This window comes from Pseudomonas sp. CFSAN084952, from assembly GCF_009648855.1.
GTDB lineage: Bacteria > Pseudomonadota > Gammaproteobacteria > Pseudomonadales > Pseudomonadaceae > Aquipseudomonas > Aquipseudomonas paracarnis.
In genome coordinates this window covers 4,685,301-4,701,703 of record NZ_CP045767.1, presented here as the reverse complement: position 1 = coordinate 4,701,703, position 16,403 = coordinate 4,685,301, and the positions used below count along the sequence as shown (strand labels likewise).

Sequence of the window (16,403 nt, the reverse complement as noted above, 5' to 3'; positions counted from 1 at the left end):
AATTCAACTGTGGGAGCTGGCTTGCCTGCGATGGCTGCGGCATGGCCAGCATTGAAGTTGCCTGGCCCACTGCTATCGCAGGCAAGCCAGCTCCCACATGGGATGTGTCGCGCGTTAAATCAAAAAATAATCCCGGCCTTCGACCTGCCCCCGACGCATCGGGTTCCGCGTGCAATAAGGCGCATAGCCAGCATCGACGAAGCGGTACATCAAGTGTTCATCGCGCCCACTGGGGATGCCCAGGCGTGTGGTCTGGATAATCTGCGTGGGCACCTGGCCCACGTCTTCGACATACAGCAGTTCCTGATCGAAGCGCTTGGCGTCCCACATCGGCACTTTCAGGCCCAGGGCCTTGCACAGCAGCGTCTGGCCCGCACAGAGTTTCTGCGAGGGGCGTGGGCTGCCATCGGGGTTGGGGTTGTTCAACAGCATCTGCGCCAGGCTCGCCGCGCCGGAAATGTCGTCGACCCAGGGATAGGCCGATTTGATCAGCACGGCATTGCCCGGGCCGTGAGCGCTGAAGTTCAACGAATCACCGCCACGGGCGTAGTACATGTAGATATGGCCACCATCCAGAAACAAAGCCTTACGCTTTTCTGTGTAGCCGAGTGAGGCGTGGCTGCCTTTTTCGGCCACGTAATAGGCTTCGGTTTCAATAATTCGCGCCGAAAGCCAGAGATCGCCCACACGATGACGAATGACTTTTCCGAGTAATTCGCGCGCAAGCAGTTGGGCATCGCGGTCGAAGAAGCTATCGGGCAGGGGGCTGGCGGGAAGTTGGGGCGAAAAATCGGGCATGGCGGTCAAGGGTTGATACGGCTAAATGTGACCGAATCATAACAACTCTCAGCTTAATTACGCCTGAACCTGGGGTTTTTACAGTTCATTTCGACCATCCGCCCCTCACCGCTGTCAGTCGGGCGGCGTCACAGCTATAATCTGCCGCTTTCCTCTTTGCCAAGACTCCCTGACCATGACTGAGTCCGTTCTTGACTACATGACCCGCCTGGGTCGCGCTGCCCGGCAGGCCTCGCGGTTGATCGCCCGTGCGAGCACCGCGCAGAAGAACCGTGCGCTGCTGGCGGCTGCGGATGCTCTGGATGCTTCGCGCTCCGAGCTGACCGCCGCCAACGAACTGGACCTGGCCAATGGGCGCGCCAATGGCCTGGAGCCAGCCCTTTTGGACCGCCTGGCGCTGACCCCGGCACGTATTGACGACATGATCGAAGGCCTGCGTCAGGTGGCCAAGCTGCCTGACCCCATCGGTGAAATTCGCGACATGCGTTACCTGCCGTCCGGCATCCAGGTGGGCAAGATGCGCGTGCCCCTGGGCGTGATCGGCATTATCTATGAGTCGCGCCCGAACGTGACCATCGACGCCGCGAGCCTGTGCCTCAAGTCAGGCAACGCTACCATCCTGCGTGGCGGTTCCGAGGCGATCAACTCCAACCGCGCCATCGCCGCCTGCATCCAGCAGGGCTTGGCCGTGGCCGAGTTGCCAGCCGAAGTGGTGCAAGTGGTGGAAACCACCGACCGTGCCGCCGTGGGCGCGCTGATTACCATGCCGGAATTCGTCGACGTGATTGTGCCTCGTGGTGGCAAGAGCCTGATCGAGCGCGTCAGCCGCGATGCCAAGGTGCCAGTTATCAAGCACCTGGACGGCGTCTGCCATGTGTTCATCGACATCGCCGCCGATCTCGACAAGGCGATCCGCATTGCCGACAACGCCAAGACTCACCGCTACGCGCCGTGCAACACTATGGAAACCCTGCTGGTGCACGTCGGCATTGCCGAGCGCGTGCTGCCGCCGCTGGCCTCCATCTACCGTGACAAGTCGGTAGAACTGCGCGGTTGCGAGCGCACCCGTGCGCTGCTGGGCGCGGACGTCATCGAGGCGACCGAGCAGGATTGGTACACCGAGTACACGGCCCCGATCCTGTCGATCCGCATCGTCGACGACCTGGATCAGGCCATCGAACACATCAATACCTATGGCTCCAAGCACACCGACGCCATCGTTTCCGAGCATTTCAGCGATGCCCGGCGTTTCCTCAACGAAGTGGATTCCGCTTCGGTGATGGTCAACGCCTCGACGCGTTTTGCCGACGGCTTCGAGTACGGCCTGGGGGCGGAGATCGGTATTTCCACCGACAAGCTCCACGCACGCGGCCCGGTGGGCCTCGAAGGGCTGACCAGCGAGAAGTACGTGGTGTTTGGCGACGGTCATGTGCGCACTTGATGACTAAACGCATCGGGCTGCTCGGCGGTACTTTCGACCCCGTGCACATCGGCCATTTGCGCAGTGCCCTGGAAGTTGCGGATGCCCTTGCGCTGGATGAGCTGCGCCTGCTGCCCAATTTTCGGCCGCCCCATCGCGACACGCCGCAGGTGGCCGCAGAACAACGCCTGGAAATGGTGCGTGTTGCCGTAGAAGGTATATCGCCGCTGGTGGTGGACGATCGCGAACTCAAGCGCGATAAACCGTCCTACACTATCGACACCCTGGAGCTGATGCGCGCCGAATTGGCCGCAGATGACCCACTGTTTCTGCTTTTGGGCTGGGACGCATTTTGCGGCCTGCCCTCTTGGCACCGCTGGGAGGAACTCCTCCAGCATTGCCACATCCTGGTTTTGCAACGCCCGGATGCCGACAGCGAACCGCCGGATGCCTTGCGCAACCTGCTGGCCGCGCGGTCGGTAAGTGACCCCTTGGCCCTGACCGGGCCGAACGGGAATATTGCATTCGTCTGGCAGACCCCGCTTGCGGTGTCCGCCACCCAGATCCGTCAACTGCTGGCCAGCGGGAAGTCGGTACGTTTCCTGGTGCCTGACGCGGTCCTGGCCTACATCGATGCGCACGGGCTTTACCGTGCGTCGAACTGAAAAGGCGCGCTTGAACGCACGAACCGTGCAGCAAGCGCCCGAACATACGAGCAAAACGAGTTTTATATGACGAACAAAGACGTAAGCAAAGTTAAGCGCAAAGGCACCTTCAAAAGCGCGCCGCTGCCGGTTGAAGCCCATGTTGGCCCGGAACTGGCTGGCGAAGAGCTGGTGAAAGTCGCCGTGGCTGCCCTGGAAGACGTTAAAGCCCAGGACATCCAGGTGCTGGACGTGCGCGACAAGCAGAGCATCACCGACTTCATGATCATCGCCACCGGTACCTCCAACCGCCAGATCGGCGCGATGCTGGACAAGGTTCGCGAAGCCGTCAAAGCCCAGGGCGTCAAGCCACTGGGTGAAGAAGGCAAGGGCGACAGCGACTGGGTGCTGCTGGACATGGACGATGTGATCGTTCACATGATGACCTCCAACGCTCGCCAGTTCTACGACCTGGAGCGTCTGTGGAAAGGCGCCGAGCAGAGCCGTGCTGCCGATGGCAAGCACCACAGCCCGGAAGTGGGCCACGCGCACTTCGACAAGCTCAACAAAGACCAGGAATAAGGAACGGCTGTGCGCCTGCGTCTGATCGCTGTCGGTTCACGCATGCCCAAGTGGGTGGAAGAAGGCTGGCACGAATATGCCAAGCGTCTGCCCGCTGAGCTGTCGCTTGAGCTGGTGGAAATACCGCTCAATACCCGGGGCAAGAACGCCGACGTGGCGCGCTTTATCCGTCAGGAAGGCGAAGCCATGCTGGCCAAGGTCGGCCCCAATGAGCGCATCGTCACCCTTGAAGTGCACGGCAAGCCCTGGAGCACCGAGCAACTGGCGGTGGAGCTGGATCGCTGGCGCCTGGATTCGCGCACGGTCAATTTCATGGTCGGCGGCCCGGAAGGGCTGGCGCCAGAAGTCTGTGCGCGGGCCGATCAGCGCTGGTCGCTGTCGGCGCTGACGTTGCCGCACCCGTTGGTAAGGATTCTGATCGGTGAACAGCTGTATCGCGCCTGGACAGTCCTGTCCGGGCACCCTTACCACAAATAGTCTGCGCCGCCCCCGATGACCCAGCCGATCCGCATCAAGGACCACGAGAAAGACGCACGTCTGGTACGCGCGCGGGTGGTGTTCGGTGCTGTCTTGGTGGTGGTGCTGATGTGCGTGCTGATTGCGCGGCTGTATTTCCTCCAGGTGATCCAGTACGACTATCACTCCACGCTGTCGGAAAACAACCGGGTGCATGTGCAGCCGATTCCCCCGACCCGTGGGCTGATTTTCGACCGCAATGGCGTAGTGGTTGCCGATAACCGGCCCAGCTTCAGCCTGAGCATGACCCGTGAACGCTCCGGCGATTGGAAGCAGGTCCTCGATGTCATCGTCGAGGTGCTGCAACTGACGCCGGAAGACCGGGCCGTCTTCGAGAAGCGCATGCGGCAGGGGCGCCGGCCGTTCGAGCCGGTGCCTATTCTGTTCGAGCTGACCGAAGAGCAGATCGCCCGGATTGCGGTGAACCAGTTCCGCCTGCCGGGTGTGGAAGTGGTGGCGCAGTTGGTGCGGCATTACCCGCAAGGGCCGCACTTTGCCCACTCCGTTGGCTACATGGGGCGGATCAACGAGAAAGAGCTGAAAACCCTCGACCCGATCAACTACAGCGGCACCCACCATATCGGCAAAACCGGCATCGAGCGTTTCTACGAGGCCGAGTTGCATGGCCAGGTAGGTAACGAGGAAGTCGAGACCAATGCGCGTGGCCGCGTATTGCGCGTGCTCAAGCGCACCGATCCGGTACCGGGCAAGGACATTGTCCTGAGCCTGGACATCAAGTTGCAGGAAGCTGCCGAGATGGCCTTGGGCGGTCGGCGAGGTGCCGTAGTGGCGCTGGACCCGAAGACTGGCGAAGTGCTGGCGATGGTCAGCCAGCCCAGCTTCGACCCCAACCCGTTTGTGACGGGCATCAGCTTCAAGGCCTACGCCGAGCTGCGTGACTCCATCGACCGGCCACTGTTCAACCGTGTGTTGCGCGGCCTGTACCCCCCGGGCTCGACCATCAAGCCGGCGGTGGCGATTGCCGGCCTGGATGCTGGTGTGGTCACGGCCTCAAGCCGGGTGTACGACCCTGGCTACTACATGCTGCCCAACTACGACCACAAGTACCGTAACTGGAACCGCTCCGGTGACGGCTATGTCGATTTGGACACCGCGATTATGCGCTCCAACGACACCTATTTTTACGACCTGGCCCACAAGCTGGGGATTGATCGGCTATCTGCCTACATGGGCAAGTTCGGCCTCGGTCAGAAAGTCTCCTTGGACATGTTCGAAGAATCCCCTGGCCTGATGCCATCGCGGGAGTGGAAGCGTGCGACCCGCCGCCAGGCGTGGTTCCCTGGCGAAACCCTGATCCTGGGTATCGGCCAGGGCTATATGCAAGCCACTCCGCTGCAACTGGCCCAGGCCACGGCGCTGGTGGCGAACAAAGGCGTGTGGAACCGACCGCACCTGGCCAGGACCATCGAAGGCGAAAAGCCGGTGGACGACAACCCGATTCCGGACATCGTGCTGCGTGACCCGTCCGACTGGACCAAGGTCAACCACGGCATGCAGCAGGTGATGCACGGCGCTCGCGGCACCGCGCGCAAGGCGGCGGTCGGCGCGCAGTACCGCATTGCCGGCAAGAGTGGTACGGCCCAGGTGGTCGCAATCAAGCAGGGCGAAAAGTATGACCGCTCCAAGGTGCAGGAGCGTCACCGCGACCACGCCTTGTTTGTCGGCTTTGCGCCGGCGGAAGACCCGAAAATCGTGGTGGCAGTGATGGTCGAGAACGGCGAGTCCGGCTCCGGCGTCGCGGCCCCAGTGGTACGCCAGGTGATGGACGCCTGGCTGCTGGCCGACGATGGCCGGCTCAAGCCCGAGTATGGCGGCCCCCCTTCAAGCCCCGAGGTTACGGCCCGTGAAGAGTAATTTTGACCGCATTCTCTCCAGCGAAGATGTGATGCGTCGCCGTGCGACGTTGCTGCAACGCATGCACATTGATGGCCCCTTGCTGATCCTGCTGCTGACCCTGGCGGCCGGCAGCCTTTTTGTACTGTATTCGGCCAGCGGCAAGAACTGGGACTTGCTGATCAAGCAGGCGTCCTCGTTTGGCCTGGGCCTGCTGTCGATGGTGGTGATCGCCCAGTTGGAGCCGCGCTTCATGGCACGCTGGGTGCCCTTGGGCTATGTCGCCGGCGTGTTGCTGCTGGTGGTGGTGGACGTCATGGGCCACAACGCCATGGGGGCCACACGCTGGATCAACATCCCGGGGGTGATTCGCTTCCAGCCGTCGGAATTCATGAAGATCCTGATGCCGGCCACTATTGCCTGGTACCTGTCCAAGCGTACCTTGCCGCCGCAGCTCAAGCACGTGGCGATCAGCCTGATCCTGATTGGCGTGCCCTTTGTGCTGATCGTGCGCCAGCCGGACCTTGGCACCTCGTTGCTGATCCTCGCCGGTGGCGCGTTCGTACTGTTCATGGGCGGATTGCGCTGGCGCTGGATCCTCAGCGTGCTGGCCGCCGCCGTGCCCGTGGCGGTGGCCATGTGGTTCTTCTTTATGCACGACTACCAGAAGCAACGGATCCTGACGTTCCTCGACCCGGAGAGCGACCCGCTGGGCACCGGCTGGAACATCATCCAATCCAAGGCGGCCATCGGTTCCGGCGGGGTATTTGGCAAGGGGTGGTTGCTGGGCACCCAGTCTCACCTGGACTTCTTGCCCGAGAGCCATACCGACTTCATCATCGCGGTGATGGGCGAAGAGTTCGGCCTGGTGGGCATTTGCGCATTGTTGCTGATCTATCTGCTGTTGATTGGTCGCGGCCTAGTGATCACGGCCCAGGCGCAGACGCTGTTCGGCAAATTGCTCGCCGGCAGCCTGACCATGACTTTTTTTGTTTACGTTTTCGTCAACATCGGTATGGTCAGTGGCCTGCTGCCGGTGGTTGGGGTGCCGTTGCCATTCATTAGCTACGGCGGAACTTCGCTGGTGACATTGCTGTCAGCGTTTGGGGTTTTGATGTCGATTCATACGCATCGCAAGTGGATCGCACAGGTTTGAATAAGGTGAAGATGTCAATGCAAGTAATGCGCGGCTGGGCGACTCGGCATGCGACCTGGATGGGCCTGATCGGGCTGCTGGGGGCAACGCAAGAGGCGCATGCCGGTGACTACGATGGCTCTCCCCAGGTTGCCGAATTTGTCGGTGAGCTGACCCGCGACTACGGTTTTGCCGGTGAGCAACTGATGGGCGTGTTCCGCGAAGCCCAGAAAAAGCAGGCGATCCTCGACGCCATTTCCCGGCCCGCCGAACGCGTCAAGCAGTGGAAGGACTATCGCCCGATGTTCCTCACTGATGCACGCATCGCCCGCGGCGTGGATTTCTGGCGCCAGCACGAGGCGGTACTGGCCCGCGCCGAGCAAGAATACGGCGTGCCGGCGCAGGTGATCGTCTCGATCATCGGCATCGAAACCTTTTACGGGCGCAATACCGGCAGCTACCGGGTGATCGACGCCTTGTCGACCCTGGGCTTCGATTACCCGCCCCGCGCCGAATTCTTCCGCAAGGAACTGCGCGAATTCCTGTTGCTGGCCCGCGAAGAGCAGGTCGACCCGCTGAGCCTCAAGGGCTCCTACGCCGGGGCGATGGGCTTGCCGCAGTTCATGCCGAGCAGCTTTCGGGCCTACGCGGTGGATTTCGACGGTGACGGGCACATCAATATCTGGAGCAACCCCGACGATGCCATCGGCAGCGTGGCCAGCTACTTCAAGCGCCACGGCTGGGTGGGCGGCGAGCCGGTGGTTATCCGCGCCGATGTCGCGGGCGAGCGCGCCGACGAGGGCCTGACCCAAGGTATCGAACCGGTCAAGACCGTCGGGGAGTTGCGAGCGCTGGGCTGGTCGAGTCAGAATGCGCCACGCGACGACATGCCGGTGACGGCATTCCGCCTGGAAGGCGCAAATGGCCCTGAATACTGGATGGGCCTGAAGAATTTCTACGCAATCACGCGTTATAACCGCAGTGTGATGTACGCCATGGCCGTGCATCAGCTGTCAGATGAGCTGGTTCAAGCACGGGGCAACAAGTAATGCGGGTATCGCCGTTCAAAAAACCGCTCAAGCTGGTGGCGTTCGCCGCGTTGTCCTTGTTGGTAGCCAGTTGCTCCACCACGCCTAACCGTGCGCCGGCCAAGAAGGCCGGCGGCGCGGTCGTGCGTGCCCAGCCGGGCCTGGACATCAACCGCGCGCACAAAGACGGCGCGCCGTGGTGGGATGTGGATGTGTCGAAAATCCCGGACGCCACGCCGACCCTGCACACCGGCCCGTACAAGGCCAACCCCTATACCGTGCTGGGCAAGAATTACTTCCCGCTGCAGGAATCCAAGACTTACGTGCAGTCGGGCACCGCGTCCTGGTACGGCACCAAGTTCCATGGCCAGAACACCGCCAACGGCGAAGTGTATGACCTGTATGGCATGAGCGCGGCCCACAAGACCCTGCCGCTGCCCAGCTATGTTCGCGTCACCAACCTGGACAACAACCGCACGGTGATCCTGCGGGTCAATGACCGCGGGCCGTTCTATTCGGACCGGATCATCGACCTGTCCTACGCCGCCGCCAAGAAGCTTGGCTACGCCGAAACCGGCACCGCCCGGGTGAAAGTCGAAGGCATCGACCCGGCGCAGTACTGGGCCCAGCGCGGCAAGCCGGCGCCGTTGATGCTCAACGAACCGGCTACCCCGCAACCGCAAGTGACGGCCTCGACCGGCAAGATCGAGCAGTGGACGCCGCCGCCGGCGCAACATGCTCCGGATACCGTCGTCGTCCCTCACGCGGCACCGGGCGCCTCGATGGCGGGCGGGCAATACCTGCAGGTCGGCGCTTTCGCCAACCCGGATGCGGCAGAACTGTTAAGGTCCAAGCTCAGCGGTATGGTCAGCGCGCCAGTCTTCATCAGCTCCATCGTGCGTAACCAGCAAACGTTGCACCGTGTGCGCATGGGCCCGATCGGCTCGCCGAGCGAAGTGGCGCAAGTGCAGAACAGCGTACGCCTGGCCAACCTTGGGCAACCTAGCGTGGTCACCGCAGAATAAGTAACGCATTGATGGCTCGGGGGCGTCTGCGTGCCCGAGCCCTGGTTGTTGGCTCGTTGAACAATAAAAACCCAGGGGCAAGGGGTGAGCGGGCAACCGAACACGTGACAGTCTGGAAGCGGGCTGTCTGAATAGTTTTGCCCGCGAGGGCAAGTTTCCATAAGCAATTTCGAGAGACGGATGAACATCACCACCTTAGCCAAACGCACGTGCCTGCTTATCTCGCTGATCATCACCCCGGCCGCCTGGGCGGTTGAAATGGTGCCGGCCTCCCCGCAACTGGCTGCCAAGTCGTGGGTCCTCATGGACGCCGCCAGTGGCAACGTGCTGGTCGAAAACGGCGGTGATGTACGCCTGCCGCCTGCCAGCCTGACCAAGCTGATGACCGCCTACATCGCGACCCTGGAAATCCGTCGCGGCCAGATCGGCGAAAACGACCCGGTTACTGTCAGCGAAAACGCCTGGCGTACCGGTGGTTCGCGGATGTTCATCAAGGTGGGTTCGCAAGTCACCGTGAGCGACCTGCTGCACGGCATCATCATCCAGTCCGGTAACGACGCCAGCGTCGCCCTGGCCGAGCACATCGCCGGCAGCGAAGACGCCTTCGCCGACATGATGAACAAAACCGCCGGTGAGTTGGGCATGACCAACAGCCACTTCATGAACCCGACCGGCCTGCCGAACCCGGAGCACTACTCGTCGGCTCATGACATGGCGATCCTGGCGCGCGCCATCATCCGCGTTGACCCGGTGCACTACGCGATCTACTCCCAGAAGGAATTCTTCTGGAACAACATCAAGCAGCCTAACCGCAACCTGTTGCTGTGGCGCGACAAGACCGTCGATGGCCTGAAGACCGGCCACACCGACGAAGCCGGCTACTGCATGGTGTCGTCCGCCGTACGTGATGGCCAGCGCCTGATCGCCGTGGTATTCGGCACCAACAGCGAGCAGGCCCGTGCGGCCGAGACGCAAAAACTGCTGACTTACGGCTTCCGCTTCTTCGAAACCCAGACCTTCTATCAGAAGGGTGCTGAGCTGGCGACCGCGCCGGTGTGGAAGGGCGCGACTTCGCAAGTCAAGGCCGGCCTGGCCGACGACCTGACCCTGACCATGCCTAAAGGCCAGCTCAAAAAGCTCGCCGCCAGCATGACCCTGAACCCGCAATTGGTTGCGCCAATCGCCAAGGGTGATGTGATCGGTAAGGTTGAAGTCAAGCTGGACGACAAGGTGGTGCACAGCGCCGACCTGATCGCACTGGACGCTGTCGAGGAAGGTGGTATCTTCCGCCGCGTATGGGATAGCATCCGTCTATTCTTCTACGGCTTGTTCAACTGATTGTGTGCACCTGCAAAGCCCCGCGTTGATCCAACGCGGGGCTTTGCCCGTCGCCACGGCTTAGCGCTTACGAGGCTGTTCTGCCATGACCGATAAAGAAGTAAAAGCGCCAAAAATTGAATTCCCTGTGACGGATTATCCTATCAAGGTAATCAGCGACACCGGTGTGGGCCGCAAGGACACGATTCTTGAGATCGTGCGTAAACATGCGACGATCAACGATAACCGGGTGGATGAGCGCTCCAGCACCACCGGTAAGTACACGACTATCCAGTTGCACATCGTTGCGACTGGTCAAGACCAGCTCTACGACATCAACAGCGAACTGCGGGCCACCGGCTTCGTGCACATGGTGCTGTGATGTCGCACGTTCTGGGCTTTCGCGAGCTCGGCCAGATGGCCTACGAGCCGGTCTGGCATGCCATGCAGCGCTTTACCAATGAGCGCGGCACCTCGGCCCCGGATGAAATCTGGCTGGTGGAACACCCGCCGGTCTTCACCCAGGGTCAGGCCGGCAAGGCCGAGCACTTGCTGCTTCCGGGTGATATTCCGGTGGTGCAGGTCGACCGAGGGGGGCAAGTGACTTACCATGGGCCCGGTCAACTGGTGGCTTACCTGCTACTGGACGTGCGCAAGCTGGGGTTTGGCGTGCGCGACCTGGTCAGCCGCATGGAAACGTGCCTGATCGAGCTATTGGCCAGTTACGGCGTGACCGCCGTGGCCAAGCCCGATGCACCGGGTGTGTACGTGGATGGCGCGAAAATCGCCTCCCTGGGGCTGCGCATTCGCCACGGTTGTTCCTTTCATGGCCTGGCCTTGAATGTGGACATGGACCTGGCGCCGTTCCGGCGCATCAACCCGTGCGGTTACGCCGGGCTTGCGATGACCCAGTTGAGTGAGCATGCAACATCCATAGAATTTGCCGAGGTAAGTGCCCGGCTGCGCGCGCAGCTCGTCAAACACCTCGACTATGCAGAGCAGACGACCCTGACGGGCGGAATCGATTGATATGACTACTGATGTTGTGCAAACCATGATCCCGACGCTGGACATCACTGAGCGTCCAGCCCCGGCCCCGCGTGCCAAGGTGGAAGCCGGCGTCAAGCTGCGCGGCGCCGAGAAGGTTGCACGCATCCCGGTCAAGATCATCCCGACCACCGAACTGCCGAAGAAACCTGACTGGATTCGCGTGCGCATCCCGGTTTCGCCGGAAGTGGACCGTATCAAGTCGCTGCTGCGCAAACACAAGTTGCATAGCGTATGCGAAGAAGCCTCCTGCCCGAACCTGGGCGAGTGCTTCTCTGGCGGCACCGCCACGTTCATGATCATGGGTGACATCTGCACCCGTCGTTGCCCGTTCTGCGACGTCGGCCACGGCCGTCCGAAGCCGTTGGACGTCAACGAGCCAGAAAGCCTGGCCATCGCCATCGCCGACCTGAAGCTCAAGTATGTGGTGATCACCTCGGTAGACCGCGACGACCTACGTGACGGTGGTGCCCAGCATTTTGCCGACTGCATCCGCGAGATCCGCAAGCTGTCGCCGAACGTGATGCTCGAAACCCTGGTGCCGGACTACCGTGGCCGTATGGACGTCGCCCTGGACATCACCGCTGCGGAGCCGCCGGATGTGTTCAACCACAACCTGGAAACCGTGCCGCGCCTGTACAAGGCGGCGCGCCCGGGTTCGGACTACCAGTGGTCACTGACCCTGCTGCAGAAATTCAAGCAGATGATGCCGCACATCCCGACCAAGTCCGGCTTGATGCTGGGCCTGGGTGAAACCGACGAAGAAGTCATCGAAGTCATGAAGCGCATGCGCGAACACGACATCGACATGCTGACCCTGGGCCAGTACCTGCAACCGTCCCGCAGCCACTTGCCGGTGCAGCGCTTCGTGCACCCGGACACCTTCGCCTGGTTCGCCGAGGAAGGCTACAAGATGGGCTTCAAGAACGTGGCCTCGGGCCCGTTGGTGCGGTCTTCGTACCACGCCGACGAGCAGGCCAAGCTGGTCAAGGCGAGCCTGGTTTCGTAAGCCGCCCCCAGAATCAATGTGAAATGCTGGCTTGTGTGGGAGCTGGCTTGCCTGCGATAGCATCACCTCGGTGTCACTGATACACCGAGGCGCTTGCATCGCAGGCAAGCCAGCTCCCACATTTCGTTCTGCGTCATATAGGGAGAACCATGGATGACCGCCGCCGTACCTGCACTGCGCCCCGAAGGCACCTTCGGCCTGATCGCCCCCGCCGGCCCCGCCGCGCTGGATGTTGAAAAAGCCGGGCAATGGATGCGTGCCCGTGGCTACCAATTGCACATTTTCCCCGGGGTGTACGAGCACGACGGCTACCTGGCCGGTAGCGATGAAGTGCGCGTGCGTGATTTGCATGCCGCCTTCGCCAACCCCGATATCGATGCCATCCTTTGCCTGCGTGGCGGTTACGGCACGCCCCGTTTGCTCGACGCCCTAGACTTCGACCTGCTGCGCGCCAACCCGAAGCCGTTCGTGGGCTACAGCGATATCACCGCCTTGCATCTGGCCATCAACCGCTATGCGGGCTTTGTGACGTTCCATGGCCCGATGCTCAACGCCGACCTGCTCGGCGGCAAACAGCCACCCACCGAATCCTCCTTGTTCAGCCTGCTGCGTGGCCAGCGGGGCGCCGGCAGTGTGCTGCCGCACCCGATGGCCTACCCGTTGACCACAATCGAGCCAGGTGTGGCCTGTGGGCGCTTGCTGGGGGGTAACTTGTCGATGATCGCCGCGGTCATGGGCACGCCTTACGAAATAGACGCTGACGGCATCATCCTGTTTATCGAAGACGTCAACGAACCGCTCTATCGCATTGACCGTCTGCTGACCCACCTGCGCCTGGCTGGCAAGCTGGCCCAGGTCGCCGGTGTGCTGGTAGGGGATGTGGCTGGTGTGGATAGCGGGGCGTTGGCACGTCTGCTGAAGCAGTCCTTTGAGCCGCTGTGCATTCCAGTGCTGGCAGGCTGGCGCAGTGGGCATTGCGACCCGAACCTGACATTGCCGATGGGCGCCTTGGTGCGCCTGGATGCGGGGGAGCAGCGTGTGGTGTTGGAGCAGGATGTAGTGTTCAAGGCCTGATCGTTCCCACGCTCTGCGTGGGAATTCCTTCAGTGACGCTCTGCGTCACCCTCTTCAGCCGCGGACGCGGAGCGTCCAAGGCAGCGCTCCCACGCAGAGCGTGGGAGCGATCACTTCAGCGGTTCTGCAGCGACTCCAGCAACTTCACCGTCGGATACCCATCCGCCGGCCAGCCCAACGCCTGCTGTGCAGCCCGAATCGCCTTGCGCGTGTTGGCGCCAATAATCCCGTCGGCATTACCCGCGTCATAGCCTTTGGCGCTGAGCGCCGTCTGCAGGTCTATGCGTTGCGAACGGCTCAGTGGCAGCTCATCCTTTGGCCAACTGCCCCGAATCACACCGCCACCGCCAAACCGCTCCGACAGCAAGCCAACCGCCAGTGCATAGGACGACGAATTGTTGTACTTGAGGATCGCGCGGAAGTTATCCAGCACCAGGAACGCCGGGCCACGGTAGCCGGCCGGCAGCAGCAGGGCGGCGGACAGCTGGTCGACATTGGCCGGCAGGCTCACGCCAGGCGGCAGTTGGATGCCCAGTTGCAGCCATTGCGCCACGGTCTTGCGCACGCCGCCATCGGCCAGGCTGTAGTCGAAGCCCGACGGCAGCGGCTGTACTTCAACGCCCCACGGCTGGCCTTTCTGCCAACCGGAGCTTTGCAGGTAATGCGCGGTGGAGGCGAGGGCGTCGGACGGGCTGTTCCAGATATCGCGGCGACCGTCACCGTCGAAGTCCACGGCATGGGTGTTGTAGGTGGTCGGGATGAACTGGGTCTGGCCCATCGCCCCGGCCCAGGAACCTTTCATCTGGTCGGCCTGAATATCGCCATGCTGGATGATCTGCAGCGCGGCCAGCAACTGCGCTTGCGCAAAGGCCGGACGACGTCCTTCATAGGCGAGGGTGGCCAAGGAGCGGATCACCGAGTTATTGCCCTGGAAAGCGCCGAAGTTGCTCTCCATGCCCCACACCGAGACCAGCGCCTGGCGGTCGACGCCATAGCGTTGCTCGATGCTTTGCAGAATATCGGCGTACTTGACCAGCAGTGCCTGGCCATTGCGCACGCGCACCGGCGACAGTGCTCCGTCGAGGTATTCCCACACTGGGCGGGAAAATTCCGGTTGGCTGCGGTCGGCGCGAATCACCGCCATATCAGGGGTGACGCCGGCAAAAGCGTTATCGAACACGGCCGCAGTGATCCCGGCCTGCAGCGCTTGCGCACGGAAGCCAGCTTGCCATTCGGCAAAGGTCTGGGTCGGCTGGATATCGAGATTGTCCACCGCCAACGGGGCCACCACGGCAGGCGCGATAGCCGGGGCCGTCTGGAGCTTGGGCAGGGGTTGAGCGTCCGCAGCGGTAGGTTTTTCGGCGCAGGCGACAAGCAGAATGAGGCTGGAGGCAGCGATCAATTGGCGCAGGTGCCAATGACGAGAAAGACGAGAGGGCATGCACAGGTCCAGGGGTTACAAATCAGGTACAGACCTTATCATGCCAGAGGGGCGCTTGCCTTCAGGCAGCCAGAAAGTAAGAAGCCTCCCAGCTGTTAGACTGGAAGGCTTCGCGGCGGTAGCTGCCTTTGCCTTTGCCGGCGCGTTCCTGGCGGCTGCGGAACAAGGGCTGGGCGATGATGGATTTGGCCTTGTTGGGGCCATGCTTGGATGGCTTTTTGCTCATGGTGGATTCTCTCGCTTGAGGGTGGAATGCAGCGGTGCAAATCATCTGCCGAAGTGGGCCGGCTGTAAAGCCCGTCGATAGGTGGGAAATGTTGCAAATAAGCAGTGGGCAGAGTCAATGTGGGAGCTGGCTTGCCTGCGATGGCGGTGGGTCAGTTGGCACAAAGGGCACTGATACACCGCCATCGCAGGCAAGCCAGCTCCCACAGGGTTTTGTGCTGTTGTACAGAAGGGTTTATTCGGCAGGCAACGCCAGGCGCTGGCCAGCCATCAACAGCGACAAGCGGCTCAGGCTCATCCACGGCGAGCCGGCCGCCTGGCCTTTGATCTGTGCGTCGATGCGCTGCGCTTCCAGTAACAGTTGCGCCCAGCGTTGCGCCGAGTGCCGTTGCAGGGCTTTGCTCATCAGGGGTTTGCGTTTGTCCCACACCGGCGGCCTGGCCTGGCTGAAGCATTTGTCCAGCGGTGTGCCTTGGCTGTATTGCAGGGCAATGTTCGCCAGCACCCGCAGCTCACGGGCCAGTGCCCACAGAATCACCGGCGGTTCCACTCCTTCGCCACGCAGGCCTTCGAGCATGCGCAGGGCGTGGGCGGGCTCGCCGTTGAGGATGGCGTCCACCAGGCCGAACACATCAAAGCGTGCGCTATCGGCCACTGCGCCTTGCACGGTTTCGACGGTGATCTGCCCGTCTTCAGCCATCAACTTGAGCTTTTCGATCTCCTGGGCGGCGGCAAGCAGGTTGCCCTCGACCCGAGCGGCGATCAGTTCCACGGCATCCTGTGTCGCCGCCAGCCCTGATTGCGACAGGCGCTGACGAATCCACTGCGGCAACTGGTTGCTGTCCACCGGCCAGATCTGGATGAACTGAGTCTGTGGACCTTCAACCAGGGCCTTGCCCCACTTGGTTTTCTGCGCGCTGCCGTCAAGCTTGGGCAGGCTGACCAGCAGCACGGTGTCTTCGGCGGGGCGCGAGCAGTATTCCATCAGGGCCGCCGCGCCTTTATCGCCCGGCTTGCCCGAGGGCAGGCGCAGTTCCAGCAGGCGTTTTTCGGCAAACAACGACATGCTCGCGCCAGCTTGCAGCAGCGTGCCCCAGTCGAAACTGGCGTCAGCACTGAATACCTGGCGTTCATCGAAACCTTGCTGGCGTGCGGCGGTGCGGATAGCGTCGGCCGCTTCCTGGCACAATAGCGGGTCGTCGCCGCTGACGATGTACACAGGCGCAAGGCCACCTTGCAGGTGTTTGGCGAGTTGGGCGGGGGCAAGTTTCATAGGCAGGGCGAACGG

At 62.0% G+C, this 16,403-nt stretch carries 17 protein-coding genes; 13 read left to right on the top strand and 4 right to left on the bottom strand.

Translation table 11 applies throughout. The features are described from left to right. Positions 1 to 114: 114 nt before the first annotated feature. Positions 115 to 798 carry a DNA-3-methyladenine glycosylase gene (locus GH769_RS21355; protein ID WP_003194484.1) on the bottom strand — a complete coding sequence of 228 codons (684 nt, stop codon included), beginning with the start codon at positions 796 to 798 and terminating at the stop codon, positions 115 to 117. Positions 799 to 973: 175 nt separating this feature from the next. On the opposite strand from GH769_RS21355, the gene GH769_RS21350 reads away from it, so the two are divergent. From GH769_RS21350 to GH769_RS21290, 13 genes are all read left to right on the top strand, one after another. Beyond that, complete coding sequence (locus GH769_RS21350) at positions 974 to 2,239, top strand: glutamate-5-semialdehyde dehydrogenase (RefSeq protein ID WP_020301956.1); 1,266 nt, start codon at positions 974 to 976, stop codon at positions 2,237 to 2,239. Next, entirely contained in the window at positions 2,239 to 2,883 is a 645-nt protein-coding gene (gene nadD / locus GH769_RS21345; protein ID WP_003194480.1) for a nicotinate-nucleotide adenylyltransferase, read from the top strand. The genes GH769_RS21350 and nadD overlap by 1 nt, the downstream gene beginning before the upstream one ends. A 66-nt stretch (positions 2,884 to 2,949) precedes the next feature. Continuing rightward, positions 2,950 to 3,444 carry a ribosome silencing factor gene (rsfS, locus tag GH769_RS21340; protein WP_003176298.1) on the top strand — a complete coding sequence of 165 codons (495 nt, stop codon included), beginning with the start codon at positions 2,950 to 2,952 and terminating at the stop codon, positions 3,442 to 3,444. 9 nt (positions 3,445 to 3,453) lie between these two features. Further along, the gene (gene rlmH / locus GH769_RS21335) at positions 3,454 to 3,921 is read left to right on the top strand and encodes a 23S rRNA (pseudouridine(1915)-N(3))-methyltransferase RlmH (protein WP_003176297.1); all 468 of its coding nucleotides are present in this window, start codon (positions 3,454 to 3,456) and stop codon (positions 3,919 to 3,921) included. A 15-nt stretch (positions 3,922 to 3,936) separates the two neighbouring features. Next, the gene (gene mrdA / locus GH769_RS21330; protein WP_014720086.1) at positions 3,937 to 5,835 is read left to right on the top strand and encodes a penicillin-binding protein 2; all 1,899 of its coding nucleotides are present in this window, start codon (positions 3,937 to 3,939) and stop codon (positions 5,833 to 5,835) included. A 31-nt stretch (positions 5,836 to 5,866) separates the two neighbouring features. Continuing rightward, positions 5,867 to 6,970: a rod shape-determining protein RodA gene (rodA, locus tag GH769_RS21325; RefSeq protein WP_044268991.1), complete on the top strand. Its 1,104-nt coding sequence runs from the start codon at positions 5,867 to 5,869 to the stop codon at positions 6,968 to 6,970. Between the two features lie 17 nt (positions 6,971 to 6,987). Next, positions 6,988 to 7,998, top strand: a complete 1,011-nt coding sequence (gene mltB, locus GH769_RS21320) for a lytic murein transglycosylase B (protein WP_032904146.1) — start codon at positions 6,988 to 6,990, stop codon at positions 7,996 to 7,998. Beyond that, entirely contained in the window at positions 7,998 to 9,002 is a 1,005-nt protein-coding gene (locus GH769_RS21315) for a septal ring lytic transglycosylase RlpA family protein (protein WP_014720084.1), read from the top strand. The genes mltB and GH769_RS21315 overlap by 1 nt, the downstream gene beginning before the upstream one ends. Positions 9,003 to 9,182: 180 nt before the next feature. Then, a complete protein-coding gene (locus GH769_RS21310; protein ID WP_003194468.1) occupies positions 9,183 to 10,340 on the top strand; it encodes a D-alanyl-D-alanine carboxypeptidase family protein in 1,158 nt (385 codons plus the stop codon). Between the two features lie 85 nt (positions 10,341 to 10,425). Further along, positions 10,426 to 10,701 (top strand): DUF493 domain-containing protein, encoded by a 276-nt coding sequence (locus GH769_RS21305; RefSeq protein WP_003194466.1) that lies wholly within the window; start codon positions 10,426 to 10,428, stop codon positions 10,699 to 10,701. Next, positions 10,701 to 11,348: a lipoyl(octanoyl) transferase LipB gene (lipB, locus tag GH769_RS21300; protein WP_020301954.1), complete on the top strand. Its 648-nt coding sequence runs from the start codon at positions 10,701 to 10,703 to the stop codon at positions 11,346 to 11,348. Before GH769_RS21305 ends, lipB begins: the two co-directional genes overlap by 1 nt. Before the next feature lie 25 nt (positions 11,349 to 11,373). Then, positions 11,374 to 12,375: a lipoyl synthase gene (gene lipA / locus GH769_RS21295; RefSeq protein ID WP_161793230.1), complete on the top strand. Its 1,002-nt coding sequence runs from the start codon at positions 11,374 to 11,376 to the stop codon at positions 12,373 to 12,375. A gap of 153 nt (positions 12,376 to 12,528) precedes the next feature. After that, positions 12,529 to 13,449, top strand: coding sequence for an LD-carboxypeptidase (locus GH769_RS21290; RefSeq protein WP_032904147.1), 921 nt, complete (start codon positions 12,529 to 12,531; stop codon positions 13,447 to 13,449). A gap of 115 nt (positions 13,450 to 13,564) precedes the next feature. On the opposite strand, the gene GH769_RS21285 is transcribed toward GH769_RS21290, so the two are convergent. The 3 genes from GH769_RS21285 to holA form a co-directional block, all read right to left on the bottom strand. Next, positions 13,565 to 14,890 carry a lytic murein transglycosylase gene (locus tag GH769_RS21285; RefSeq protein WP_003194458.1) on the bottom strand — a complete coding sequence of 442 codons (1,326 nt, stop codon included), beginning with the start codon at positions 14,888 to 14,890 and terminating at the stop codon, positions 13,565 to 13,567. Positions 14,891 to 14,951: 61 nt separating this feature from the next. Beyond that, entirely contained in the window at positions 14,952 to 15,116 is a 165-nt protein-coding gene (arfA, locus tag GH769_RS21280; RefSeq protein WP_003176285.1) for an alternative ribosome rescue factor ArfA, read from the bottom strand. Between the two features lie 234 nt (positions 15,117 to 15,350). After that, positions 15,351 to 16,388: a DNA polymerase III subunit delta gene (gene holA / locus GH769_RS21275; RefSeq protein ID WP_003194456.1), complete on the bottom strand. Its 1,038-nt coding sequence runs from the start codon at positions 16,386 to 16,388 to the stop codon at positions 15,351 to 15,353. Positions 16,389 to 16,403: the final 15 nt, after the last annotated feature.

What these genes read in the sequence shown, in the direction of transcription:
- GH769_RS21355 (WP_003194484.1), bottom strand. Translation starts at nt 798, where the DNA reads ATGCCCGATTTTTCGCCCCAACTTCCCGCCAGCCCCCTGCCCGATAGC.
- GH769_RS21350 (WP_020301956.1), top strand. Translation starts at nt 974, where the DNA reads ATGACTGAGTCCGTTCTTGACTACATGACCCGCCTGGGTCGCGCTGCC.
- nadD (WP_003194480.1), top strand. Translation starts at nt 2,239, where the DNA reads ATGACTAAACGCATCGGGCTGCTCGGCGGTACTTTCGACCCCGTGCAC.
- rsfS (WP_003176298.1), top strand. Translation starts at nt 2,950, where the DNA reads ATGACGAACAAAGACGTAAGCAAAGTTAAGCGCAAAGGCACCTTCAAA.
- mrdA (WP_014720086.1), top strand. Translation starts at nt 3,937, where the DNA reads ATGACCCAGCCGATCCGCATCAAGGACCACGAGAAAGACGCACGTCTG.
- rodA (WP_044268991.1), top strand. Translation starts at nt 5,867, where the DNA reads ATGCGTCGCCGTGCGACGTTGCTGCAACGCATGCACATTGATGGCCCC.
- mltB (WP_032904146.1), top strand. Translation starts at nt 6,988, where the DNA reads ATGCAAGTAATGCGCGGCTGGGCGACTCGGCATGCGACCTGGATGGGC.
- GH769_RS21315 (WP_014720084.1), top strand. Translation starts at nt 7,998, where the DNA reads ATGCGGGTATCGCCGTTCAAAAAACCGCTCAAGCTGGTGGCGTTCGCC.
- GH769_RS21310 (WP_003194468.1), top strand. Translation starts at nt 9,183, where the DNA reads ATGAACATCACCACCTTAGCCAAACGCACGTGCCTGCTTATCTCGCTG.
- GH769_RS21305 (WP_003194466.1), top strand. Translation starts at nt 10,426, where the DNA reads ATGACCGATAAAGAAGTAAAAGCGCCAAAAATTGAATTCCCTGTGACG.
- lipB (WP_020301954.1), top strand. Translation starts at nt 10,701, where the DNA reads ATGTCGCACGTTCTGGGCTTTCGCGAGCTCGGCCAGATGGCCTACGAG.
- lipA (WP_161793230.1), top strand. Translation starts at nt 11,374, where the DNA reads ATGATCCCGACGCTGGACATCACTGAGCGTCCAGCCCCGGCCCCGCGT.
- GH769_RS21290 (WP_032904147.1), top strand. Translation starts at nt 12,529, where the DNA reads ATGACCGCCGCCGTACCTGCACTGCGCCCCGAAGGCACCTTCGGCCTG.
- GH769_RS21285 (WP_003194458.1), bottom strand. Translation starts at nt 14,890, where the DNA reads ATGCCCTCTCGTCTTTCTCGTCATTGGCACCTGCGCCAATTGATCGCT.
- arfA (WP_003176285.1), bottom strand. Translation starts at nt 15,116, where the DNA reads ATGAGCAAAAAGCCATCCAAGCATGGCCCCAACAAGGCCAAATCCATC.
- holA (WP_003194456.1), bottom strand. Translation starts at nt 16,388, where the DNA reads ATGAAACTTGCCCCCGCCCAACTCGCCAAACACCTGCAAGGTGGCCTT.